The 20229-nt window shown below is 36.7% G+C and carries 19 protein-coding genes; 18 read left to right on the top strand and 1 reads right to left on the bottom strand.

Features of this window, described 5'->3' with window-relative positions; genetic code table 11:
• Positions 1 to 2 precede the first annotated feature (2 nt).
• The 6 genes from ACLRVU_RS12660 to mutM all read left to right on the top strand — a co-directional run bounded on the left by ACLRVU_RS12660 (position 3) and on the right by mutM (position 8356).
• Positions 3 to 1094, top strand: a complete 1092-nt coding sequence (locus ACLRVU_RS12660) for an FAD:protein FMN transferase (protein ID WP_412892131.1) — start codon at positions 3 to 5, stop codon at positions 1092 to 1094.
• Positions 1095 to 1180: 86 nt separating this feature from the next.
• Entirely contained in the window at positions 1181 to 1417 is a 237-nt protein-coding gene (locus tag ACLRVU_RS12655; protein ID WP_412892146.1) for a TIGR03905 family TSCPD domain-containing protein, read from the top strand.
• Between the two features lie 177 nt (positions 1418 to 1594).
• Positions 1595 to 1810, top strand: coding sequence for a hypothetical protein (locus ACLRVU_RS12650; protein ID WP_147553699.1), 216 nt, complete (start codon positions 1595 to 1597; stop codon positions 1808 to 1810).
• A gap of 59 nt (positions 1811 to 1869) precedes the next feature.
• Positions 1870 to 4920: a DNA polymerase III subunit alpha gene (gene dnaE, locus ACLRVU_RS12645; RefSeq protein WP_412892130.1), complete on the top strand. Its 3051-nt coding sequence runs from the start codon at positions 1870 to 1872 to the stop codon at positions 4918 to 4920.
• Between the two features lie 12 nt (positions 4921 to 4932).
• Positions 4933 to 7530, top strand: coding sequence for a DNA polymerase I (gene polA, locus ACLRVU_RS12640; RefSeq protein ID WP_412892129.1), 2598 nt, complete (start codon positions 4933 to 4935; stop codon positions 7528 to 7530).
• A gap of 7 nt (positions 7531 to 7537) precedes the next feature.
• Positions 7538 to 8356 carry a DNA-formamidopyrimidine glycosylase gene (gene mutM, locus ACLRVU_RS12635; RefSeq protein ID WP_412892128.1) on the top strand — a complete coding sequence of 273 codons (819 nt, stop codon included), beginning with the start codon at positions 7538 to 7540 and terminating at the stop codon, positions 8354 to 8356.
• A 23-nt stretch (positions 8357 to 8379) separates the two neighbouring features.
• Here mutM and ACLRVU_RS12630 read toward each other — a convergent pair whose 3' ends face one another.
• Complete coding sequence (locus tag ACLRVU_RS12630) at positions 8380 to 8646, bottom strand: EAL domain-containing protein (protein ID WP_412892127.1); 267 nt, start codon at positions 8644 to 8646, stop codon at positions 8380 to 8382.
• A gap of 406 nt (positions 8647 to 9052) precedes the next feature.
• Between ACLRVU_RS12630 and coaE the strand changes: the two genes are divergently transcribed.
• From coaE to ACLRVU_RS12570, 12 genes are all read left to right on the top strand, one after another.
• Positions 9053 to 9652, top strand: coding sequence for a dephospho-CoA kinase (coaE, locus tag ACLRVU_RS12625; protein ID WP_412892126.1), 600 nt, complete (start codon positions 9053 to 9055; stop codon positions 9650 to 9652).
• Positions 9637 to 10929 carry a DnaD domain protein gene (locus ACLRVU_RS12620; protein ID WP_412892125.1) on the top strand — a complete coding sequence of 431 codons (1293 nt, stop codon included), beginning with the start codon at positions 9637 to 9639 and terminating at the stop codon, positions 10927 to 10929. The genes coaE and ACLRVU_RS12620 overlap by 16 nt, the downstream gene beginning before the upstream one ends.
• A gap of 12 nt (positions 10930 to 10941) precedes the next feature.
• Positions 10942 to 11841: a hypothetical protein gene (locus ACLRVU_RS12615; protein ID WP_412892124.1), complete on the top strand. Its 900-nt coding sequence runs from the start codon at positions 10942 to 10944 to the stop codon at positions 11839 to 11841.
• Positions 11842 to 11920: 79 nt separating this feature from the next.
• On the top strand, positions 11921 to 12874 hold the full coding sequence (locus ACLRVU_RS12610) for an ATP-dependent 6-phosphofructokinase (protein WP_412892123.1): 954 nt from the start codon (positions 11921 to 11923) through the stop codon (positions 12872 to 12874).
• 31 nt (positions 12875 to 12905) lie between these two features.
• Complete coding sequence (gene pyk / locus ACLRVU_RS12605; protein WP_412892122.1) at positions 12906 to 14333, top strand: pyruvate kinase; 1428 nt, start codon at positions 12906 to 12908, stop codon at positions 14331 to 14333.
• 87 nt (positions 14334 to 14420) lie between these two features.
• Entirely contained in the window at positions 14421 to 15320 is a 900-nt protein-coding gene (locus tag ACLRVU_RS12600; RefSeq protein ID WP_412892121.1) for an exonuclease domain-containing protein, read from the top strand.
• 1 nt (position 15321) lies between these two features.
• Positions 15322 to 15693, top strand: coding sequence for an FMN-binding protein (locus ACLRVU_RS12595; protein WP_412892120.1), 372 nt, complete (start codon positions 15322 to 15324; stop codon positions 15691 to 15693).
• Entirely contained in the window at positions 15686 to 16201 is a 516-nt protein-coding gene (locus tag ACLRVU_RS12590) for a Gx transporter family protein (RefSeq protein WP_412892119.1), read from the top strand. Before ACLRVU_RS12595 ends, ACLRVU_RS12590 begins: the two co-directional genes overlap by 8 nt.
• Positions 16202 to 16317: 116 nt before the next feature.
• Positions 16318 to 16725: a PTS sugar transporter subunit IIB gene (locus ACLRVU_RS12585; RefSeq protein ID WP_412892118.1), complete on the top strand. Its 408-nt coding sequence runs from the start codon at positions 16318 to 16320 to the stop codon at positions 16723 to 16725.
• A gap of 24 nt (positions 16726 to 16749) precedes the next feature.
• The gene (locus ACLRVU_RS12580) at positions 16750 to 18231 is read left to right on the top strand and encodes a 6-phospho-beta-glucosidase (RefSeq protein ID WP_412892117.1); all 1482 of its coding nucleotides are present in this window, start codon (positions 16750 to 16752) and stop codon (positions 18229 to 18231) included.
• Between the two features lie 170 nt (positions 18232 to 18401).
• Entirely contained in the window at positions 18402 to 19493 is a 1092-nt protein-coding gene (locus ACLRVU_RS12575; protein ID WP_147553685.1) for a MupG family TIM beta-alpha barrel fold protein, read from the top strand.
• 76 nt (positions 19494 to 19569) lie between these two features.
• Complete coding sequence (locus tag ACLRVU_RS12570) at positions 19570 to 19836, top strand: AbrB/MazE/SpoVT family DNA-binding domain-containing protein (RefSeq protein ID WP_412892116.1); 267 nt, start codon at positions 19570 to 19572, stop codon at positions 19834 to 19836.
• The last annotated feature ends 393 nt before the right edge of the window (positions 19837 to 20229 follow it).

The following is a 20229-nucleotide window of genomic DNA, read 5'->3' as shown; positions in this document are numbered from 1 at the left end:
TTATGAAACCGATTAAAATAATATTAGCTGTTATTCTTTCATTAGCGTTGGCAGGCTGTCAAAGCTCTTCGTCTAAATATCAATATTTAAAAGATTCTTTTACAGGACCTTTTGATACAGTGATTGAATATATGGCCTATGTCAAATCTCAAAAAGAATTTGATACTCAAATGAAACTGATCAAAGAAGAATTGACACGCTTAGACCAATTGTTTGATAAATATACCAGTTATGAAGGCTTAAACAACATTAAGACAATCAATGATAATGCGGGAATAAAAGCGGTTAGCGTTGATCCGGTGATCGTGGATATGCTTCAAAAATCAGTAACGGATTATAAGACTGTTTCGTCAAAAGTCAATATTGCGATGGGGTCTGTCTTATCTTTATGGCATGATTCACGTGATAATGCTGTGGACGGAGTTGGGGTTCCCCCTAGTACCAGTCAGCTGGAAGAAGCCAGTCAGCATATGAATATTGATTCTGTGGAAATTGATACGATCAATAATACGGTCTATATCTCAGATCCAAAGACCTCTATTGATGTTGGTGCAACAGCAAAAGGATATGCCATTGAATATGTGAAACAAGTGTTGATCGATAATGGTGTAGAAGCATTTTTGATTTCCGGCGGAGGCAATATTGCCAGCTATGGAGAAAGAAAGATCAAAGCAAACGGCAATGAATCTGTACCAAGAAGTAAAAATGAATTCTTTGTCGGGATTGAATCCCCGAACAATGGTGCTTATAGTGATGGGAAGTATCCGGCAATGATCATTGCCGATAACAAAGCCATTGTTACGAGCGGAGATTATCAGCGTAACTTTAAGGATAAAGATGGGAATGTATACAGTCATTTAGTTGATCCTGATACTTTGTATCCGGCAACCTATTTCAGATCTGTCAGTGTCATCACAGAAGATTCAGGCTATGCAGACTTCTTGTCTTCTACTTTGTTTTTACTTCCATATGAAGAGGGAAAAGCATTGGTTGACAGTTTAGAGGGTGTTGAGGCTGTCTGGCTATTAAATGATGGAACTGTTCAATATACAGACGGATTAGTGGAAGGCGATAATTTCCATTTAAACAGATAAGCGAGGAAACTCGCTTTTTGTGTGATTTTATTGCATTTATAAATCAATGGTGATAACATACCTAATGGGAGGATACGAATATGAAGATGAGTTATCAAACAGTAGGCGTATGTGCAAAACGAATTGATTTAGAGGTGGAAGACGGAATTATCAAAGATGTGAAATTCGTTGGCGGATGTGCCGGGAATACATTAGGAATATCAAAATTAGTAAAAGGCATGAAAGCGGAAGAAGTCATTGAAAAATTAGAAGGAAATCGCTGTGGGGCAAAACCGACATCATGTCCTGATCAGCTTGCAAAAGCGTTAAAAGAAACACTCTAATACCACATAGGTGGTATTTTTATTTTAAAATAAGTATGCTTAAATCATTTAGAACATATAGTGTAATAGGTGATTATGATGATAATGGTGAAAAAAATAAGAGAATTGCAGTTTCTCTGTGCAATATTATTATTTCTACAGTTTTTCTTTTCTTATTGGGGTGTCTTATTTCACGCAATGGCAGTAATTTTATCCGTCATTGTGATTTGTAATACAAAAATGTTTCGCTGTATTGACGCCCGATATAATTATTGGATCATAGGTCTGTTTCTTTATCGTGTAGCATTACGTCAATGGTATTATCAGTTTCAAATTTGTGCGGCGATCTATGCTATTGTTAGTATCTATATTATTGTTCTGTTAGTCATCTGTACGTACCGCTGTATCATTTAGGACTTGTTTCTTTATAAATCAGCAAAACAATGGTATAATATTTTAAAGGTGGTGATAGGATGTTCGGACATTTGCAAGTGTATAGTGGCTATAGTTTTCAAGAAAGTACCATGCTAGTGAAGGACATTGTCACCCAAGCAAAAAAGTTTGGTCAAAATGCGGTGGCTTTAACAGATAAAAACAATTTGTATGGCATGGTAGAGTTTTATAAGCTGTGTATAAAAGAAGAGATAAAGCCAATTTTAGGAATGGAAGCTGATATTTTGATAGAAGATGAGAAATATCCTTTTGTGCTCCTTGCGAAAGATACGGAAGGCTATTTTCATTTATGCAAAATTTCCACAATGATCCAGTTAGGTGAGGAAGTAACCTTGGATAGTTTAGCTAATTTTCAGCCTCACCTTTTTATACTGACACCGGGACAGAACGGAATTTTAGAACGTTTGATTACAAAAGAACTTTATAATGAAGCTTTGCGTCATCTGGTTCATTTTAAAGAATTATTTAAGGATCATTTTTATATTAATCTGCATCGTCATCAGATTGCTTTGCAGGAAAAGGTGAACGAACATCTCTTATCCTTGGCTAAGATGCATTATATTAAAGTAGTCTGCTCGAATCAGGTCAGCTACTTGGATAAAACGGATGCCTTAGGACTAGATTTAGTAAATGCCAGCAAATTAGGCATCACTTTTGATCCTACTCATCAGCCGATCACTCAGGAAAAATATCTTAAACCGACTCATGAAATGGAGGCACTGTTTGAACCGGAAATCATCAATGAAACTATTCAGCTGATATTATCCATCGATGCTAAGATTCCGATGGATGACCTGCATTTGCCTAAATATCCGGTGCCTCATAATGGAAGCAGTCAGGAATATTTAAAGCAGCTTTGTATCATGGGCTTAAAGAAGCGCTTTGCCAATCAAAAGGTACCATCGGAATACATAGAACGTTTAAGAGAAGAACTTGGGGTTATTACCAAAATGAATTATTGCGATTATTTTTTGATCGTATGGGATTATGTCAAATATGCCAAATCACATGGTATTTTAGTTGGACCGGGAAGAGGATCAGCGGCAGGAAGTTTGGTCTCTTATGTGTTAGGAATTACCAACTGTGATCCGATTCATTATAATCTCTTGTTTGAGCGTTTCTTAAATGTGGAAAGAATCTCAATGCCTGATATCGATATTGATTTTCAAGATGACCGCCGTGAAGAAGTGGTATCTTATGTCGTTGAAAAATACGGCAGCCGTCATGTGGCAGGAATTGTCACTTTTAATACATATGGACCAAGAGTAGCTATTAAAGATCTAGGAAAGGTCATTAAAGTGCCTTTACCAAGATTGGAACGACTGGCTTCTCAGGTTCCAACCTCATACAAAACTAAAAAATCAGCATTGCAGATGTATCAAGGCAATGCCAGTTTTCAAATAGAAGTGGATAAAGATGAGCATTATCGTTATATGATGCCAAGTGTTTTTTTGATTGAACGTTTACCCCGTAATATTTCACAGCATGCTGCCGGAGTTATTTTATCCTCGCAGCCGTTAGATGAACTGATTCCTCTAGTCTGTGGACCAAGCGGCTTTTTGATGAGCCAATATTCCAAAGATTACATTGAAGAAGTAGGACTGCTTAAAATGGACTTTTTAGGATTGCGAAATCTGACAGTGATTGATTATATCTTAAAAGCTATTGAGAAAAATACCGGTGAAAAGATCAATATTAATACGATCCCTTTAGATGATAAAAAAGTCTATGATCTGATTGCTGCGGGGGATACTTTTGGGGTATTCCAACTAGAATCGGATGGGATGAAACAGCTGTTAAGAAAAATGAAAGTCAGCTGTTTTGACGATATTATTGCGGCAAATGCCTTGTTTAGACCGGGACCGATGGAAAATATTCCTTTGTTTTTAGCGAGAAAACATGGGGAAAGTCCGGTTGAATCCCTACATCCAGATTTGGATCAGATATTAAAACCAACATATGGCGTCATGATCTATCAAGAACAGCTGATGCAGGTTGCTCAAAAGCTAGCTGGATTCTCTTTAGCGAAGGCAGATATCCTGCGTAAAGCAACCTCAAAGAAGGAAACTAAGCTCATGGAATCTTTAAAGGTTGAATTTATTGAAGGAGCCTTAAAAAACGGGTATGATGAAGCTTTGGCAAACAAAGTTTTTGAATTAATCTTAAAATTTGCCAATTATGGATTTAATAAATCACATTCTGTAGCGTATGCCTATGTAGCCTATCAAATGGCTTATTTAAAAGTACATTATCCTTTAGAATTCTTTGCTGCCTTGATTTCCAGTGAATCCGGATCAACGACAAGCAAGCTTTCTTTGATACAGGAAGGGAAAAAGTATGGTGTTACACTGCTTCCACCTTCGATCAATCGCTCAACTCAGCGCTTTAAAGTAGAAGATCATAATATTCGCTATGCCTTGACAGCCATTAAAAATGTAGGAGATGCCGTCTATAAAGAAATCGAGGCAGTCCGTCAGGAAGGGCTGTTTAAAGATATTTTTGATTTCTTTATTCGTATCTATCAGCATCGTATTTCAGCTAAGACGATCGAATCATTGATTGATTCAGGAGCCTTGGATGAATTTGGCTATTCACGAGCGATGATGAAAGAAAATATTTCTATCCTTTTGGAATACAGTGAAGTATATTCTAAGTTGGGAATTACAGATAAACCTATTTTAAAAGTAGCAGAAGATCAATATTTGGAACGATTGGAAAAAGAGAAAGAAGTGCTGGGTATTTATTTATCTAAGCATCCTTTATCTTTATATCGTGAGAAATTGAATTTTGCGACTGTGCCGATCTATGAATATGAAAAGCACCTCGGACAAAAAGTGATCAGTGTACTGGCAATTCAGCGCGTCAAGGTGATTAACGATAAAAGAGGGCAGACAATGTGTTTTGTCACCTTCTATGATGAAAATGACCAAGTAGATGGAGTTGTTTTCTCACAGAATTATGAAAGATATCAAGAAATAATTAAAAGAGGAAACGTTTGTTTAGTGGAAGGCAAAGTAGATCGTAAAACGAATTTATCGATTACTGTCAACCAGTTAAAACGTTTAAAATAGAAAGGAATCAATATGGAAAAAATTGTTTTAATCGATGGGAACTCCCTTTTATATAGTGCCTACCATGCCACTGCTTATACAGGAAATTTTATGCGAACCAGTCATGGGGTGCCAATGAATGCGGTATCCGGGTTTGCCAACATGATCGAAAAGCTGATGCAGTCAGCACCGGATTATGTATTTGTCGCATTTGATTATGGAAAGAAAACCTTCCGAAATGAATTGATGGGGGACTATAAAGGAACACGTAAAGAGACCGATGAAGAATTGATTTGTCAGTTCCCGATTGCTAGAGATTATTTAAAGGCTCGCGGCATCATCTATCAAGAAATTGAAGGATACGAAGCCGATGATATTATTGGTACTCTTTCTGTTGAAGCAAAGAAGAAAGGCATTCATGTCGATATTGTCACTAAGGATAAAGATATGATGCAGCTGGTAGATGATAATACGACGGTTTTACGTAATACGACAGGTGTTTCTGAGATGGTCGAGATGACACCGGAAACTGTGTTTGAAAAATATGGAATTCGCCCCGATCAATTCAAAGATTTCTTAGGACTCATGGGTGATACTGCCGATAATATTCCGGGAATTAAAGGAGTAGGGGAAAAAACAGCGGTAAAGCTGCTGACCCAGTTTGAAAGTATTGAAAACATGGCGGAGCATGCCGATGAAATTAAAGGCAAGCTCGGAGAAAAGATTCGCGATCAGATTGAAGATGCTTTCTTATCAAAAAAGATTGCCACTATCAAAACAGATGTGCCGATGGAGATTGACTTTGAGCAATATCGCAATAATGGTTTTGACAGCGAGGTCTTATCTGCTTTTTGCCGAGAGTATGAAATGAATACTTTATTAAGAAAGATATCTACGGTTGTCCCTGATCAAAGTGAGACAATCATGAAACAAGTAACTGTGATGCCGTCATTGACTAAGGATTTTGCTTTAAGTGTCGCTGTTTATGATCACAATTATCATAAAAGCATCGTTTTAGGGTATGGTGTCTATAATAAAGATTTCTGCGGCTACATCAGTTATGAAGATGCCTTAGCTGATGAAAACTTCAAGAAAGCATTAAAAGATCCTGCTATCAAAAAATATGGTTATGATATTAAAAAATGTATGATTGCTTCTAAATGGAACGGTATTGAAATTAATGGATTTGATTTTGACTTGCAGTTATCTAGTTATATTCTTAACCCAAGTCTAAAGGATGAAATTAAATTAGTAATGGATTTCCATGGTGACCATTCACTGCCTTTTAGTGAGGAAATCTTTGGCAAAGGAGCCAAAAGAAAAGTTCCGGACAATGATATTTTGACACAGTATTATGGAAAGATCGCAAAAGGAATCTATGAGATTAGGGCTCACGTTGAAGAACAGCTGCGCGAACAGGAACAATATGATCTCTATTATAATTTAGAACTGCCGGTCGCATATATTTTAGCGGACATGGAGTTTACCGGAGTAAAAGTGGATCGTCAGTCTTTAAAAGATATGGAAAAGGATTTTAACGAGACAATTCAGCAATTAGAAAAGGAAATTCATTTGCTAGCAGGTGTGGAGTTTAATATTGCATCCCCTAAGCAATTAGGAGAAATCTTATTTGAAAAACTGCAGCTGCCTTATGGTAAAAAAACAAAAACCGGATATTCAACATCTGTTGATGTATTGGAAAAATTAGCACCGATTCATCCGATCATTGATAAAGTATTAAAATATCGCGCGATAACCAAATTATATTCTACTTATATCGTTGGACTGCAGGAACAAATCTTTATGGATGGCAAGATTCATACAATGTATAATCAGGCGCTGACTCAAACCGGACGCTTATCTTCAACCGATCCTAATTTACAAAATATTCCGATCCGCAGTGAAGAAGGGCGAATGATCCGTAAAGCCTTTATTCCGTCTTTTGATTATATTGTGTCATTTGACTATTCACAGATTGAATTGAGAGTGTTGGCACATATGGCAAATGTCCCCGCATTAATTAATGCATTTAATGATGATATGGATATCCATACTAAAACCGCTCAGGATATCTTTGATGTGAGCGAAGTGGACAGCAATATGCGTCGTCAAGCGAAAGCGATCAATTTTGGAATCATTTACGGAATGAGTGATTTTGGTTTATCTGAACAAATCGGAGTACCGGTCAATGTCGCTAAAGAGTTTATCCAAAAATATTTTGCGACTTATCCGGGAATCAAGGAATTTATGGATAAAGAAATTGAATTCTGTAAGGAAAATGGCTATGTAGCGACTATTTTAAATCGTAAACGTTATATTAAAGAAATTAATGAGAAAAACTACATGGTACGTGAATTAGGAAAACGCTTGGCGATGAATTCACCAATTCAGGGAAGTGGAGCCGATATCTTAAAATTGGCGATGATCAAAGTCGATGAGGCTATGAAAGCAAAACAGCTGAAATCGAAAATGATTCTTCAGGTACATGATGAATTGATCTTTGACGTTAAAAAAGAGGAATTAGAAGTGATGATGGGGTTAATTAAAGAATGCATGGAAAGTGCAGTTGAACTGAGAGTGAAACTAAAAGCGGACGGCGCTTACGGTAAATCTTGGTATGAACTAAAATAGCTGAGCGATGCCTGAATTACCAGAAGTTGAAACAATTAGAAGAACCTTACAAGGTCCTCTAATCAATCGAACAATTGAATCGATTGAAGTCCTTTATGCCCCCATCATTGAAGACGAAGCGGAACAGTTTATCCAGCAGGTCACGCATCAAAAAATCACAGATATTGATCGTGTTGGTAAATATCTAATCTTTATCTTAGAAAATGATGCCTTTATCTCTCATTTAAGAATGGAAGGAAAATATTATATCGTTTCTAAAGAAACACCCTATACAAAGCATTGCCATGTCATCTTTCATTTAAATGATGATCTGGATCTCCGCTATTATGATACACGTAAATTTGGGCGTATGAAGCTTGTTGATGTTCATCATTACAAAAACGAGCTTCCCCTTGTAAAGCTAGGCAAAGAACCCTTTGATATTGATCCTAAGAATTTATATCAGCTTCTTAAAAAGACCGGGAGACCGATTAAAGAAGTCTTGCTTGATCAGTCCGTTATCTTAGGCATTGGCAATATCTACGCTAATGAGATTTGTTTTAGAATGAAGATAAACCCAATTGCTCCCGCTAATCGTCTGACATTAAAACGAGTGAAAGAATTAGTGTCAATCTCGATTGAGGTATTAAATGAAGCGATTGCTCAGGGAGGAACAACCATTCATACCTTTAGTGCTAACGGCATTGACGGCTTGTTTCAAGTGCGTTTAAATGTTCATGGCAAAAAGGGAGAACCTTGCCCAATCTGTGGCAGTCCGATTGAAAAGATCCAAGTGGGAGGACGCGGGACGTACTATTGTAAGAAATGTCAGCGTAAGAAAACATAAAAGGAATCCAAGAACGGATTCCTTTATTTTTTAAAATATAATGATTCAAAAGAAGAGATCGGAAGTGGTTTAGAAAAATAATATCCCTTAATCAGATGGCATGGCGAATGATGTAGAAATTCAACTTGATCGATTGTTTCAATTCCTATGGCAATCGTTGTCATTTTTAACTCCTTTGCCATCTCCAACATACTTTGAATAATAATATTTTCGTTGTTCATCTTTTGTGAAAAAAAGAAAGCTTTATCTAATTTGATGGAATTGACAGCTATGTCTTTAAGTGTATTCAATATTTTTCCAACTGTTTGTTTTTCTTGATAATCTCCGTTATGTCTGTATAGATGAGTAAATAAATAGGATCATTATTAATCCAATCAATGCATTGAGCATTAATCTTTCAAAGGCATTGTTCCCATCATGATTCATTGAAGAAATTGTAAAAGTGACATCTTTCCCTTGCTTTAATGACGCTAAAACTTCAATCACCTCATGCAAGGCTTTATTAAATCTTCAAGATGAAACGAACGCTCTTGATCAAAGAAATTGAGAGCACTTTTTATGAGGGGAAGATATTGTTTTAAAGAGAGTTGATAAATTTAACTGAATATTCATAATTGGATCAACTTTGTTTTTTTGTGATCAATAATTGCGTGCAGAGAAGAATTTGTTTATAATGTAGAAAATGGTGGTGAGAAGATGATTATAGGAATAACAGGTGGGATTGCCTCAGGAAAGAGTACAGTGAGTCAATACTTAAAAGACAATGGCTTTTTCATAATCGATGCCGATCAGCTGTCAAAAGATGCTTTAACCGTGGATCAGACATGTATTCAGCAGGTTCTTTTGCAGTTTGACTGCAGCGATGAAGCAGGAAATATTGATCGGGCAAAATTAGGTGCTATCATTTTCAATGATAAAAAAGCTCAGGCTCAGTTAGAAAGCATCGTGCATCCTTATGTCATTAAGAAAATGAAAGAAGCCATTCAAAACTGCAAGGAAGAATGGCTGTTTTTAGATATCCCCTTACTCTATGAAGCGCATTTAGAATATTTGTGCGATCAGATTTTAGTGGTTTATGTAGAGGAACAAAAACAGTTAGAACGTCTGCGAAAAAGAAATGCTCTATCCGCAGAGGAAGCCAAAGCGCGCATCTATTCGCAGATGCCGTTAATCGAAAAAAAACAGAAAGCAAATTATGTAATTGATAATAATGGAAATCGAAAAGAGCTGATCAGACAAGTGGATCACTTTATCCAAGGATTAAAGAAAGGAGACATTCTATGGGAGAATTATTAAGCTGTGACCGTTATCAAGTTTATGCAATGGGGCAGTTATCCGCATTATCCTACAGTGTTTTATCACAGCTTTATCAGCCTTTAATCGGGGCAAAAGCATATGGACTGTATATGTATCTATATTCTGAAGTCGATGTGATGAAAATGCTATCGATGGAATCGAATCATAGCCGCATTTCTTCTTACACCGCACTGTCTTTGCATCAGATTAAAGAGAATATGAAAAAACTGGAAGCGATCGGACTTGTGAAGAGTTATATTCGTTATGATAATGAGATGACTAAATATCTTTATGAATTGCTGATGCCGATGAATCCGCAGCAGTTCTTTCAAAATGATCTGTTGAATGTGCTGCTTTACCGCACTTTGGGGTCATTGGAATACGATAAAACCCGCTTTTTATTCCGTCTTCCGGAAATTGATCTGAACGGCTATGATGAAGTGACAGCTAATTTTGAAGAGGTTTTCTTTATTGATGAAACCTCAACAGAAGGCTCACAGATCCTAAAGTATAAAGGGAATTATCGTAAAGAAGAAAGTAAAGCGCCGGTGATGGACTACCCATTAGATCTTTTCTACAAGCAGCTTCAGGAATTGCAGGTGAGAAGAAAATGGATTACGCCGGCTGTTGAAACAAAAGTCAAGCAATTGGGACTGGCCTATCATATCAGTGGCCAGCAGATGGCACAACTTGTTTATGATGCGATTGACCATCAGCGCATCAATTTAGATATTTTAGCTAAAAAGGTAAGAGATTACAATGATCTAGAATCCCCACGCAGCTTCAGTCGTATCTATCACCAGCAGCCAATTAACTTCTCTTCTTCTAAGCAGGCAGACAACGCTAAATCACGTCATATTCAGCAGCTGGAAACCTGGTCTCCTTATAAATTGATTGAAAAGAAGCAGGGAGGGAAGCCGGTGCGAAGAGATTTAGCCATCATCGAAAAGCTAATGGTCGATCTTAACTTGGAACCGGGGGTCGTCAATGTTTTGCTGGAGTTGACATGGTCACAAAATGATGAGCGTATTTCACGTGATTTCGTTGAATCAATAGGCGCTACTTGGAAACGTAAGAATATTCATACAGTTGAACAGGCGATGCAGGAAGCTAAAAACTATATTCGCTATAAAAATAAAAATAATCAGGATATTACACCGGAATGGTTTAAAGATCAGCAAGCAGAAAAGAAACTACAAGCCGTAAAAGAAGATCAGCATTTGGAAGAAAATGATATTTCAGATGAAGAATTACGCGCACTGCTTAAAAGTATCTAATAAGGAGGGCCTATGAAAAAATTAAGTGAGGCAGTAAAGCTGCCTAGTGAAATTAACAGGATGAAAAAAGAAAACTTAGATGCCTTATGTCAAGATCCTTTCATTCAGTCATTTATGCAGACATATCAATTAAAAAGAAGCATGATGGATGATTACTGGATCGAATTAATCAATTATTATGAAGATAAGGAAGTATGCCGTCATTGTCCCGGTATTGAGCAATGTCCTAAAAATACACTTGGCTATCAAATGTCACTGCAATTTGAAAATCAGCGTGTGGCTTTGAGTATGCATCCATGCGAAAAAGAGGCAGTTCGTCAGCTTAAACGCAATACCTTGGATCTGATTGCACCTTGCAATATGCCAAAGACTATTTTTGATATTCCTTTAGATGAACTGGAACTGACAGGACGAAAAGATGTACTGCTGGTTTGTCAGAAGCTGGCTTTGAATTTAGGAAACAAGGGACTGTACTTATACGGACCAATTCAAAATGGAAAGACAACTATCATGGCAGCCTTGATTTATCGATTAGCTTTAAAGAAGATCCCTTGTGGTTTTGTCAATGTGCCGGGATTGATCGCTGAATTAAAAGAACAGTTTTCTTATAATGATGGGAAATCAGATCTTATGCATCAGTTAAAAAGCGTCGATGTTTTAGTATTGGACGATATCGGTGGTGAAAATGTTACTGCATGGTCTCGCGATGAAGTATTGAGTGCTATTATTAATGAACGTGCTTTAAGAAAACTGCCAACCTTTTTTACAAGTGTCTACAGTTTAGATGAATTAAAAAAATATTATGTTTTATCTAAGCAAAAAGGGGATACAATTAAAGTAGAGCGATTAATTGAAAAAATGAAAGCGGTTAGCATGATTATGGAGTTAAAATCAGCTAAATTTAATATGTGAAATTATTATTTAGATGTTGAAAAATAGAAAAATCATGATAAAATATCAGAGGGATTGTAGAACTTAATGAGGTGAACATATGATGAAAAAAGTGGCAGTTTTAACTTCCGGCGGAGATGCTCCGGGAATGAATAGTGTCATCCACGCAATATGTCTTCGATGTGCGAATTTAAACATTGAGCCGATTGGAGTGATTGGCGGTTTTAAAGGATTGTACGAAGGACGTTTTGTGAAACTACATAGTGACAAAACAAGTCAAAGTGCCTCAATGGGGGGAACAATTCTAAAATCTTCACGTTTTATAGAATTTAAACAAGCTAAGTATGTGGAAGCAGCTGCTCAAAAAGCCCGTGAAGCGGGGATTGACGGTATTATTGTGATTGGTGGTGACGGCAGCTATTTAGGTGCTCTTGCTTTATCTAAAGCGGGGATGCCGACTATTGGTGTACCGGGAACTATTGATAACGATATTTCTGGAACTCAGTTTACGATTGGCTTTGACAGTGCGTTCAATACAATCGTGCATTGCATCGATCAGTTGAAAGATACGATTCGCAGTCACGAGCGCTGTCTGCTTGTAGAAGTAATGGGACGCCATTGCAGTGATCTTGCTGTATATGGGGCAATTTCAGGGAATGTCGATGCTGTGATTACAGCAGAGACAAAAATAGATGAAATGGCATTAAAAGATCTTGTTATTGATTCGATAAAACGTAAAGATGAATGTATGATCATGATCAGTGAAAATGTATTAAATGTACATGAGCTGGCGGCGCGTCTGGAAAAATTATCCGGAATGGAATGCCGCGGCAGTGTTCTTGGCTACCTTCAAAGAGGGGGCAATCCAAGTGCGCGTGATCGTTTACTGGCAGCTCGCTGCGGTTTATATGCTGTCGATGCTTTAAATGCTGGGCACAATGGAGAATGCACTTGCTTAAAAGATGAAATGATCGTGTTATTACCGATAGAAAAAGCGTTAAGCGAAAACTATCACAATTCGTATATTCACGAAGAATATCAGAAACTTCGTTAATATAAAGTTAAAATAAAAAGGAGAAAAAGAAATGCAACCTATTAAAAAGACTAAAATGGTATGTACGATTGGTCCTGCTTCAGAACCAAGAGAAATTTTAGAAAGCTTAATCGATGCTGGGATGAACGTTATGCGTTTAAACTTCTCACATGGAGATTTCGAAGAACATGGCGGACGTATTAAAACTGTTAAAGCAATTAAGGCTGAAACTGGAAAAGAATGTGCTATTTTATTAGATACAAAAGGACCAGAAATCAGAACGGGAGATTTCGAAGGTGGCGTAGCTCAATTCAAAAAAGGTCAAACTTCTGTTGTGTGTTTTGAAGATGTTGAAGGAACAAGCGATCGTTTCTCAATTTCTTACAAAGGATTATACCAAGATGTTATCCCTGGTGGAATTATCTTAGTAAATGATGGACAAGTTGAATTACGTGTTGAAAAAGTAGAAGGAAAAGACATCGTAACGACTTGTTTAAATGACGGAGCAGTTAAAAACAAACGTGGAATCAATGTTCCGGGAATCAAATTAGGATTTGATTACTTATCTGAAAAAGATATCAGCGATATCACTTTCGGATGTGAACAAGGAATCAACTATGTAGCGGCTTCATTCGTAAGACGTGCTGATGATGTGAAACAAGTAAGAGCATTATTAGACAAAAACGGACGTCCTGACGTTCAAATCATCGCTAAGATCGAAAACAGCGAAGGTGTTGAAAACATGGATGAAATTTTAGAAGTAGCTGATGGAATCATGGTTGCCCGTGGTGACCTTGGGGTAGAAGTTCCTGCTGAAGATGTACCATTGATTCAAAAAGAATTAATCAAAAAATGTAACGCTGTTGGTAAAGTGGTTATTACAGCTACTCAAATGTTAGAAAGTATGCAAATGAATCCAAGACCAACACGTGCAGAAGTATCAGATGTTGCCAATGCAATCTTTGATGGTAGTGATGCCGTTATGTTATCTGGTGAATCTGCTCAAGGGAATTACCCATTAGAGGCTGTTCAGACTATGGCTAAAGTAGCAATGAAAACAGAAACTGCTTTAGATCATGGATCATTATTCAGAAAAGCGGAAAGAACTGCAAAACATGATGATTCTGATGAAGCAATCTGCATGTCAGTGACTGAAATTGCCAACAAATTTAATGTAGCAGCTATTGTAGCTTTCACAGAATCAGGACGTACAGCTCAAAGAATCTCAAGATTCAGACCTAGCTGCCCAATTTTAGCGGCAACACCTCATGTAATGACAATGAAACGTTTAGCAATCAACTGGGGAGTTCATGCAATTGTTTGTGAACCTGTTACAAAAGTTGAAAACATGGTGCCTTATGCTATCGAATTAGCAAAAGAATTTGGTGTTGAAGCTGGAGAAAAAATCTTAGTTACAGGTGGGAACCCTGGACAAGTTGGTTCTACTAATTTCTTAAACTTAGTGGTTGCAGTTAAGTAAATACATAAATTTGGCTTTCGAATAGGCGGAAGCCTTTTTTATTTGTTTAAATTGTGTTAAGATATAAACGTTACGGAGGGAAACAGGATGGAAAGGTATACTGCATTTGATCTAGAACTAGCCAATCGATATCCAAGCAGCATATGCGCAATCGGAGTTTGCGTTGTTGAAAACAACCGAATTGTCGATACGTTCTATTCAAGGGTAAAACCGGTTCCTTTTATCAGTGAAAGCGGACATTATCATATTCATCAGATCAGTGAAGGTAAATTAGCGGCGGCTCCAACCTTTGATCGAGTGTGGGCACAGATTGCCCCCTTATTCAATGATACGGTTATATTGGCACATAATATTCAGCAGGATGCCTTAGCTTTAAGAGCGACGTTGGATCATTATCATTTAACCTATCCTAACTGTGATATGTCCTGTACCTTTGTTTTATCAAAGAAACTGCTGCCAAACTGTCCTTCTTATAAATTAGATGGGATCGCTGCGTATTTTAATTTTCGTTTTTCTCATCATCATGCTTTAGAAGATGCGATCATGTGTTATCGTATTATTCGAAAAATAAAAAGCATTTATCAATTAAGAAGCTTAGATGAACTGCATGAATTGATTCATGTTCAATATGGAAGAATGGCAGATCAGTATTATAAGAATATCTATATGAGTGATATTGCCAGCAATCAGGAAATGCGTGAAGAAGAAGGCAAGGACACAAACCATTTTCTTTTTCACCAATGCATCTGTTTAGACAGTATTCATGTCAGCTATGGCACCGTCATTAAAGATTATATAACGCTTGCCGGCGGTTTTTTGCAAGAAAAAGTAAACATTAATACGAATTATCTGATCAGTGCCGGCAAGACAGATACAAATAACTATAAACGGGCATATGAACTGATGCAGAAAGGACAGGATATTCAAATCATTGGGTTAACTGAATTTTTGCAGATCATTAATGAAAATACATGGGTAGGGAGTTAGTATGAAAAAGATTTTATGGGTTCTCAGCATTCTATTGGTTATCAGCGGATGCAGTACAAAAGAAAAATCTCTCTATAAAGATGGAGAATACATAGGGGTTGGAAACGGTAAATGCGGCACCATTCAGGTTAAGATTACGGTGAGTGAAGGCAATTTATCGGCTATTGATATTATTAAGGATAATGAAACAGCATCTTATATGTCTGAAGTAAAAGAAAAACTGTTGCCGGAGATCGTTGGCAAGAATTCGTTAGAAGGCATTGACGTTGTGACCGGTGCTACAGCTTCTAGTCAAGGTGTTTTGGAAGCTGTCAAAGTGGCTTTGGATGAAGCACTGTTAGAAAATAATACATCAGGAGGAAGCAATGAATAAAAAAACAAGAAAGCTCGTTTATATTGCGATGCTAACTACCCTTGCGGTTGCTCTCCATACATTTGAAGCCAGCCTTGCTTTACCGCTGCCTTATGGAATAAAATTAGGATTTGCGAATATCATTTCTTTGGTTACAATCGAATTATTTTCGGCAAAGGAAATGGCGATTGTCAATATTTTAAGAGTGGTATTAGCGGGACTGTTAAGAGGTTCAATTTTCAGTTATACGTGGTTTATATCTGCCGGAGGAGTCTTACTAAGTTCCATTGCGATTATGCTGGTTAGAAAGCTTACAAAACTGCCGATGGTTTCAACCTCGATTGTTAGTGCGATCGGTCATGGTGTAGGACAAATTTTAGTGGTTGTCTATATTTATCAGTCATGGGCGATGGCAACCTGGATTATTGCTTTGTTTGCTACTTCCATTCCAACGGGAATATTTACCGGGATTATCGCAAACACGATCGTTACTTATTTATCAAAATATACAAAAAGCATAAAAGCTTAAACACCGATGAGGTGTTTTTAATTTACAAAAAATGAAAGCGGTTATAAAATTGCTTTTGTTTTAATACAATCAGTGTTAAAATTAAGCCATACTGTGTACAGTTAAGGAGGAAAAACATGGTAAAAATATTAATATGCTGTTTAGGTGGATTCTCTTCAAGTGCAATGTCTGTCAAGATGTCAAATGAAATTAAGGAAAAAGGATATGAAGATAAAATCTCAATTGATTTTCAACCTTTTGCATTGTCACATGATGTCATGAATCAATATGATGTCGTGATGTGCTGCCCGCATTTAAAATTTGAAATCAGTACATTCATGAAAAAATATGGGGATATTGAAACACCGCTTTATTTACTGCCCCCAAAGATGTATGGCTCAATGAATGTAGAAGATGTCTATGAAGATGCATTAGATATCGTTGAAGGATTTAAAGAAACGAAGATGAATCCGTTTCATTTTCCTAATGAGGATAATGTCATGCGTATTAAACGTATTTGCAGCTATCGCAAGTCTGTTCAATAATAAATATAAAACGGAGGAAATACTATGAGTTTACCAAAAGGATTTTTATGGGGCGGCGCAACTGCCGCAAACCAATTTGAAGGTGGATATTTAGACGGTGGAAAAGGACTGAGTACTGCTGATGTTGTCACTGCCGGAAGTCACACTGTAAGCCGTCGCATTACATATACAATGCCTGACGGATCAAAACATACGCAGCCAATCATGCCTTATGAAGAAATACCCGAAGGTGCAGTCTGTGATGTGCAAGAAGGTTATTATTATCCATCACATATTGGAATTGATTTTTATCATCGCTATAAAGAAGATATTGCTTTATTTGCTGAAATGGGCTTTAAATGTTTTCGTTTATCCATTAACTGGGCGAGATTATTTCCTAATGGAGACGATGAAACGCCAAACGAAGAAGGCTTAAAGTTTTACGATGATGTATTCGATGAGTTGTTAAAATATAATATTGAACCGGTAGTCACTATATCTCATTATGAAACACCATTAAACTTGGTAACAAAATATGGCGGATGGCTAGATCGCCGTGTCATTGATTTCTATGTAAAATACTGTGAAACTTTATTTACACGCTATAAAGGGAAAGTAAAATACTGGATGACATTTAATGAAATCAATATTATGGGAATGCTGCCATTCTTTGCCGGCGGTGTAACAAAAGCAACTCCTCAGGCAAAAGCACAAGCCGTTCATCATCAGTTTGTTGCCAGTGCAAAAGCAGTTAAATTAGGACATCAGATTGATCCTGAAAACAAAGTCGGATTAATGATTGCCTATGGATCTACGTATGCTTATTCTTGTGACCCAAAAGATCAGGCATTAGCGATGGAAACGACTCAAAATTCACATTTCTATTCAGATGTGCAAGTAAGAGGATACTATCCGGCTTATAAATTGAAAGAATATGAAAGATTAGGTGTTAAAGTAGAAATGGCACCCGAAGATGCACAAACTTTAAAAGAAGGGTGTGTGGATTATTTGGGATTCTCTTATTATTCTTCAAGCTGTGTTTCTTCTAAGCCGGTAGGCAATGAAACAGGCGGGAATTTTGTTTCCGGTGTTAAAAATCCATACTTGAAAGCAAGTGACTGGGGATGGCAAATTGATGGAATCGGATTAAGAATTGCATTGAATCGTCTATGGGAAAGATATCAAAAGCCTTTATTTATTGTTGAAAACGGATTAGGTGCAGTCGATACAGTAGAAGAAGATGGATCTATCAATGATGACTACCGTATTGATTACATTGCAGAACACATAAAAGAAATGGATAAGGCTGTCAACTATGACGGTGTCGATCTAATCGGATATACGCCTTGGGGATGTATCGATTTAGTTTCAGCAGGTACCGGAGAAATGAAGAAGCGCTATGGTTTCATTTATGTTGATCGTGATGACCAAGGAAACGGATCATTAAAGCGAAGCAGGAAAAAATCATTCAACTGGTATAAAAAAGTCATTGCCAGTGATGGAGCGGACTTAGCTAACGATAAATAATTAAACATCGTCTTAATAGGCGATGTTTTCATTTTCAGATTCTGGAATTCTCTTTATTTTATACCTTTGAAAGCGTTATGATATTAGTTGTAAATGAAACTCCCTTAGGCAGCTTAAAGATATACGGGACATCTGAGCGTAGAAACGGGAAAAGAAAAAGGAGACACAATATGAGAAGATTAGGTATTTCAATTTACCCAGAACATTCAACAAAAGAAAAAGATTTTGCTTACATGGAAATGGCAGCTAAATATGGATTTTCACGTATTTTTACTTGCTTATTATCTGTAAACAAACCAAAAGAAGAAATGATTGAAGAATTCAAAGAATTCATGGATAAAGCTCATGAATTAGGATTTGAAGTAGCAGTAGACACAAACCCTAAAGTATTTGAACATTTAGGAGCAAGTGCAACAAACTTAAAACCATTTGCTGATATGCATGTAGATATCGTACGTTTAGATATGTCCTTTGGTGCCATGATGGATACCATGACAACACAAAATCCTTATGGATTAAAAATTGAATTCAATGGTTCTACTACTTCAGACAATGTAGAAGCAATGCTTCATATGGGAGCTAGACAAGATCAAATGCTGATCTGTCATAACTTCTATCCACAAAAATATACAGCTTTAGACTGGGATTTATTCATGAATTTCTCACGTAACTGGAAACGTTTAGGATTCACAACAGCAGCATTCGTATCAAGCCATAATGATCCGACTTTCGGACCATGGGAAGTATATGCCGGATTACCAACTTGTGAAATACATCGTAAAATGCCAATCGATTTACAAGCAAGACATTTATTTGCAACAGGATTAATCGACGACGTTATCATTGGTAATGCTTATGCAACAGAAGAAGAATTAAAATCATTAGGTGGTATTGATTTAAATACAGTGCAGATCAAAATTGATTTAGCAGATACTGTTACTGAAGAAGAAAAGAACTTATTATTCAACCATGTACATTCAAACAGAGGGGATTACCCAAGTCAAATGGTAAGAAGTTCATTCACTCGTATGCTTTACAGAGAAACTTCAATTCCTCATACACCTTGCGATAAAGAATTCTTTACTCGCGGAGATGTTTGTGTCATTAATGACAACTTAAAACATTACCGTGCAGAAGTACAAATAATCTTAGAAGATATTCCTAATGATGGAGAACGTAATTTAGTAGGACGTATTCCTGAAGAAGAATTATGCATCTTAGAACATCTTAAAGGATGGAAGAAATTCAACTTTATTAAATAATAAAACTTGAGAGGCGTTCAGCCTCTTTTGTTCGTATTATGGAACTGGAGATTATGTAATGTAATTTCCGGTTTTTTTGTTGTATAGGTATCTATTTGACACTGTCAAAGTTGGAGAAATGGGACAGATTGTTATTCCTAAAGAAGCCAGGGAGATTTTTAATATCAAAGCAGTGGATATGTTAGATGAAAGGCAGGGTATCGTGGCTGTTATCGGATTTATGGTACTGACGTTAGTGCCGCTATTCCTAATCTTGTACTGTTTTAAAGCAGAAAAGATAACATATGGCGTCATTTCATTGATCTGTTTTCTATGCACGATAATCTTTTTACTTTATTTATGATGGCAGATAAAGCGCACTATCAAAACACATTTAATGCTTATGGAGGATTATGACAGTGACTGTCTTTGCTATAGGGTGTCCTTATTTTTAAATGGTTAAAGCCTTGGTGTATTGGAGAAATAATGATTAATTTATTATAAAAGAAAATAAAAGGTGTTGTTAGTGTTGTGAATCATTCTAGTTGCATAGTTCAACTTTAAGGCTCAGTTCATTATTAACAGCACTTTTTTGGTATACAAAATTATTATATCATGCTTGTAAAGTAGAATCATTTCCTTTTATTTGCTCAATATATCAGTCTTTAGCTAAACATTTAACCTATTTTATTTATCTAATCCTAAAGGTTACTCTACGCCACAAAAAGGATAGAAGTATTTGTAATAATTTTATTAT

It is taken from the genome of Beduini sp., assembly GCF_047239305.1.
Lineage (GTDB): Bacteria > Bacillota_I > Bacilli_A > Erysipelotrichales > Coprobacillaceae > Beduini.
Note: the sequence above shows the minus strand (reverse complement) of the source record. Positions and strands in the feature narration are given on the sequence as shown.

Excerpts from the sequence above, each read along its gene's own strand:
- ACLRVU_RS12610 (WP_412892123.1), top strand. The coding sequence starts at position 11,921 with ATGATGAAAAAAGTGGCAGTTTTAACTTCCGGCGGAGATGCTCCGGGA.
- mutM (WP_412892128.1), top strand. The coding sequence starts at position 7,538 with ATGCCTGAATTACCAGAAGTTGAAACAATTAGAAGAACCTTACAAGGT.
- ACLRVU_RS12620 (WP_412892125.1), top strand. The coding sequence starts at position 9,637 with ATGGGAGAATTATTAAGCTGTGACCGTTATCAAGTTTATGCAATGGGG.
- ACLRVU_RS12650 (WP_147553699.1), top strand. The coding sequence starts at position 1,595 with ATGGCAGTAATTTTATCCGTCATTGTGATTTGTAATACAAAAATGTTT.
- polA (WP_412892129.1), top strand. The coding sequence starts at position 4,933 with ATGGAAAAAATTGTTTTAATCGATGGGAACTCCCTTTTATATAGTGCC.
- ACLRVU_RS12595 (WP_412892120.1), top strand. The coding sequence starts at position 15,322 with ATGAAAAAGATTTTATGGGTTCTCAGCATTCTATTGGTTATCAGCGGA.
- ACLRVU_RS12580 (WP_412892117.1), top strand. The coding sequence starts at position 16,750 with ATGAGTTTACCAAAAGGATTTTTATGGGGCGGCGCAACTGCCGCAAAC.
- ACLRVU_RS12590 (WP_412892119.1), top strand. The coding sequence starts at position 15,686 with ATGAATAAAAAAACAAGAAAGCTCGTTTATATTGCGATGCTAACTACC.
- pyk (WP_412892122.1), top strand. The coding sequence starts at position 12,906 with ATGCAACCTATTAAAAAGACTAAAATGGTATGTACGATTGGTCCTGCT.
- ACLRVU_RS12660 (WP_412892131.1), top strand. The coding sequence starts at position 3 with ATGAAACCGATTAAAATAATATTAGCTGTTATTCTTTCATTAGCGTTG.
- ACLRVU_RS12615 (WP_412892124.1), top strand. The coding sequence starts at position 10,942 with ATGAAAAAATTAAGTGAGGCAGTAAAGCTGCCTAGTGAAATTAACAGG.
- coaE (WP_412892126.1), top strand. The coding sequence starts at position 9,053 with ATGATTATAGGAATAACAGGTGGGATTGCCTCAGGAAAGAGTACAGTG.
- ACLRVU_RS12585 (WP_412892118.1), top strand. The coding sequence starts at position 16,318 with ATGGTAAAAATATTAATATGCTGTTTAGGTGGATTCTCTTCAAGTGCA.
- ACLRVU_RS12575 (WP_147553685.1), top strand. The coding sequence starts at position 18,402 with ATGAGAAGATTAGGTATTTCAATTTACCCAGAACATTCAACAAAAGAA.
- ACLRVU_RS12600 (WP_412892121.1), top strand. The coding sequence starts at position 14,421 with ATGGAAAGGTATACTGCATTTGATCTAGAACTAGCCAATCGATATCCA.
- ACLRVU_RS12655 (WP_412892146.1), top strand. The coding sequence starts at position 1,181 with ATGAGTTATCAAACAGTAGGCGTATGTGCAAAACGAATTGATTTAGAG.
- dnaE (WP_412892130.1), top strand. The coding sequence starts at position 1,870 with ATGTTCGGACATTTGCAAGTGTATAGTGGCTATAGTTTTCAAGAAAGT.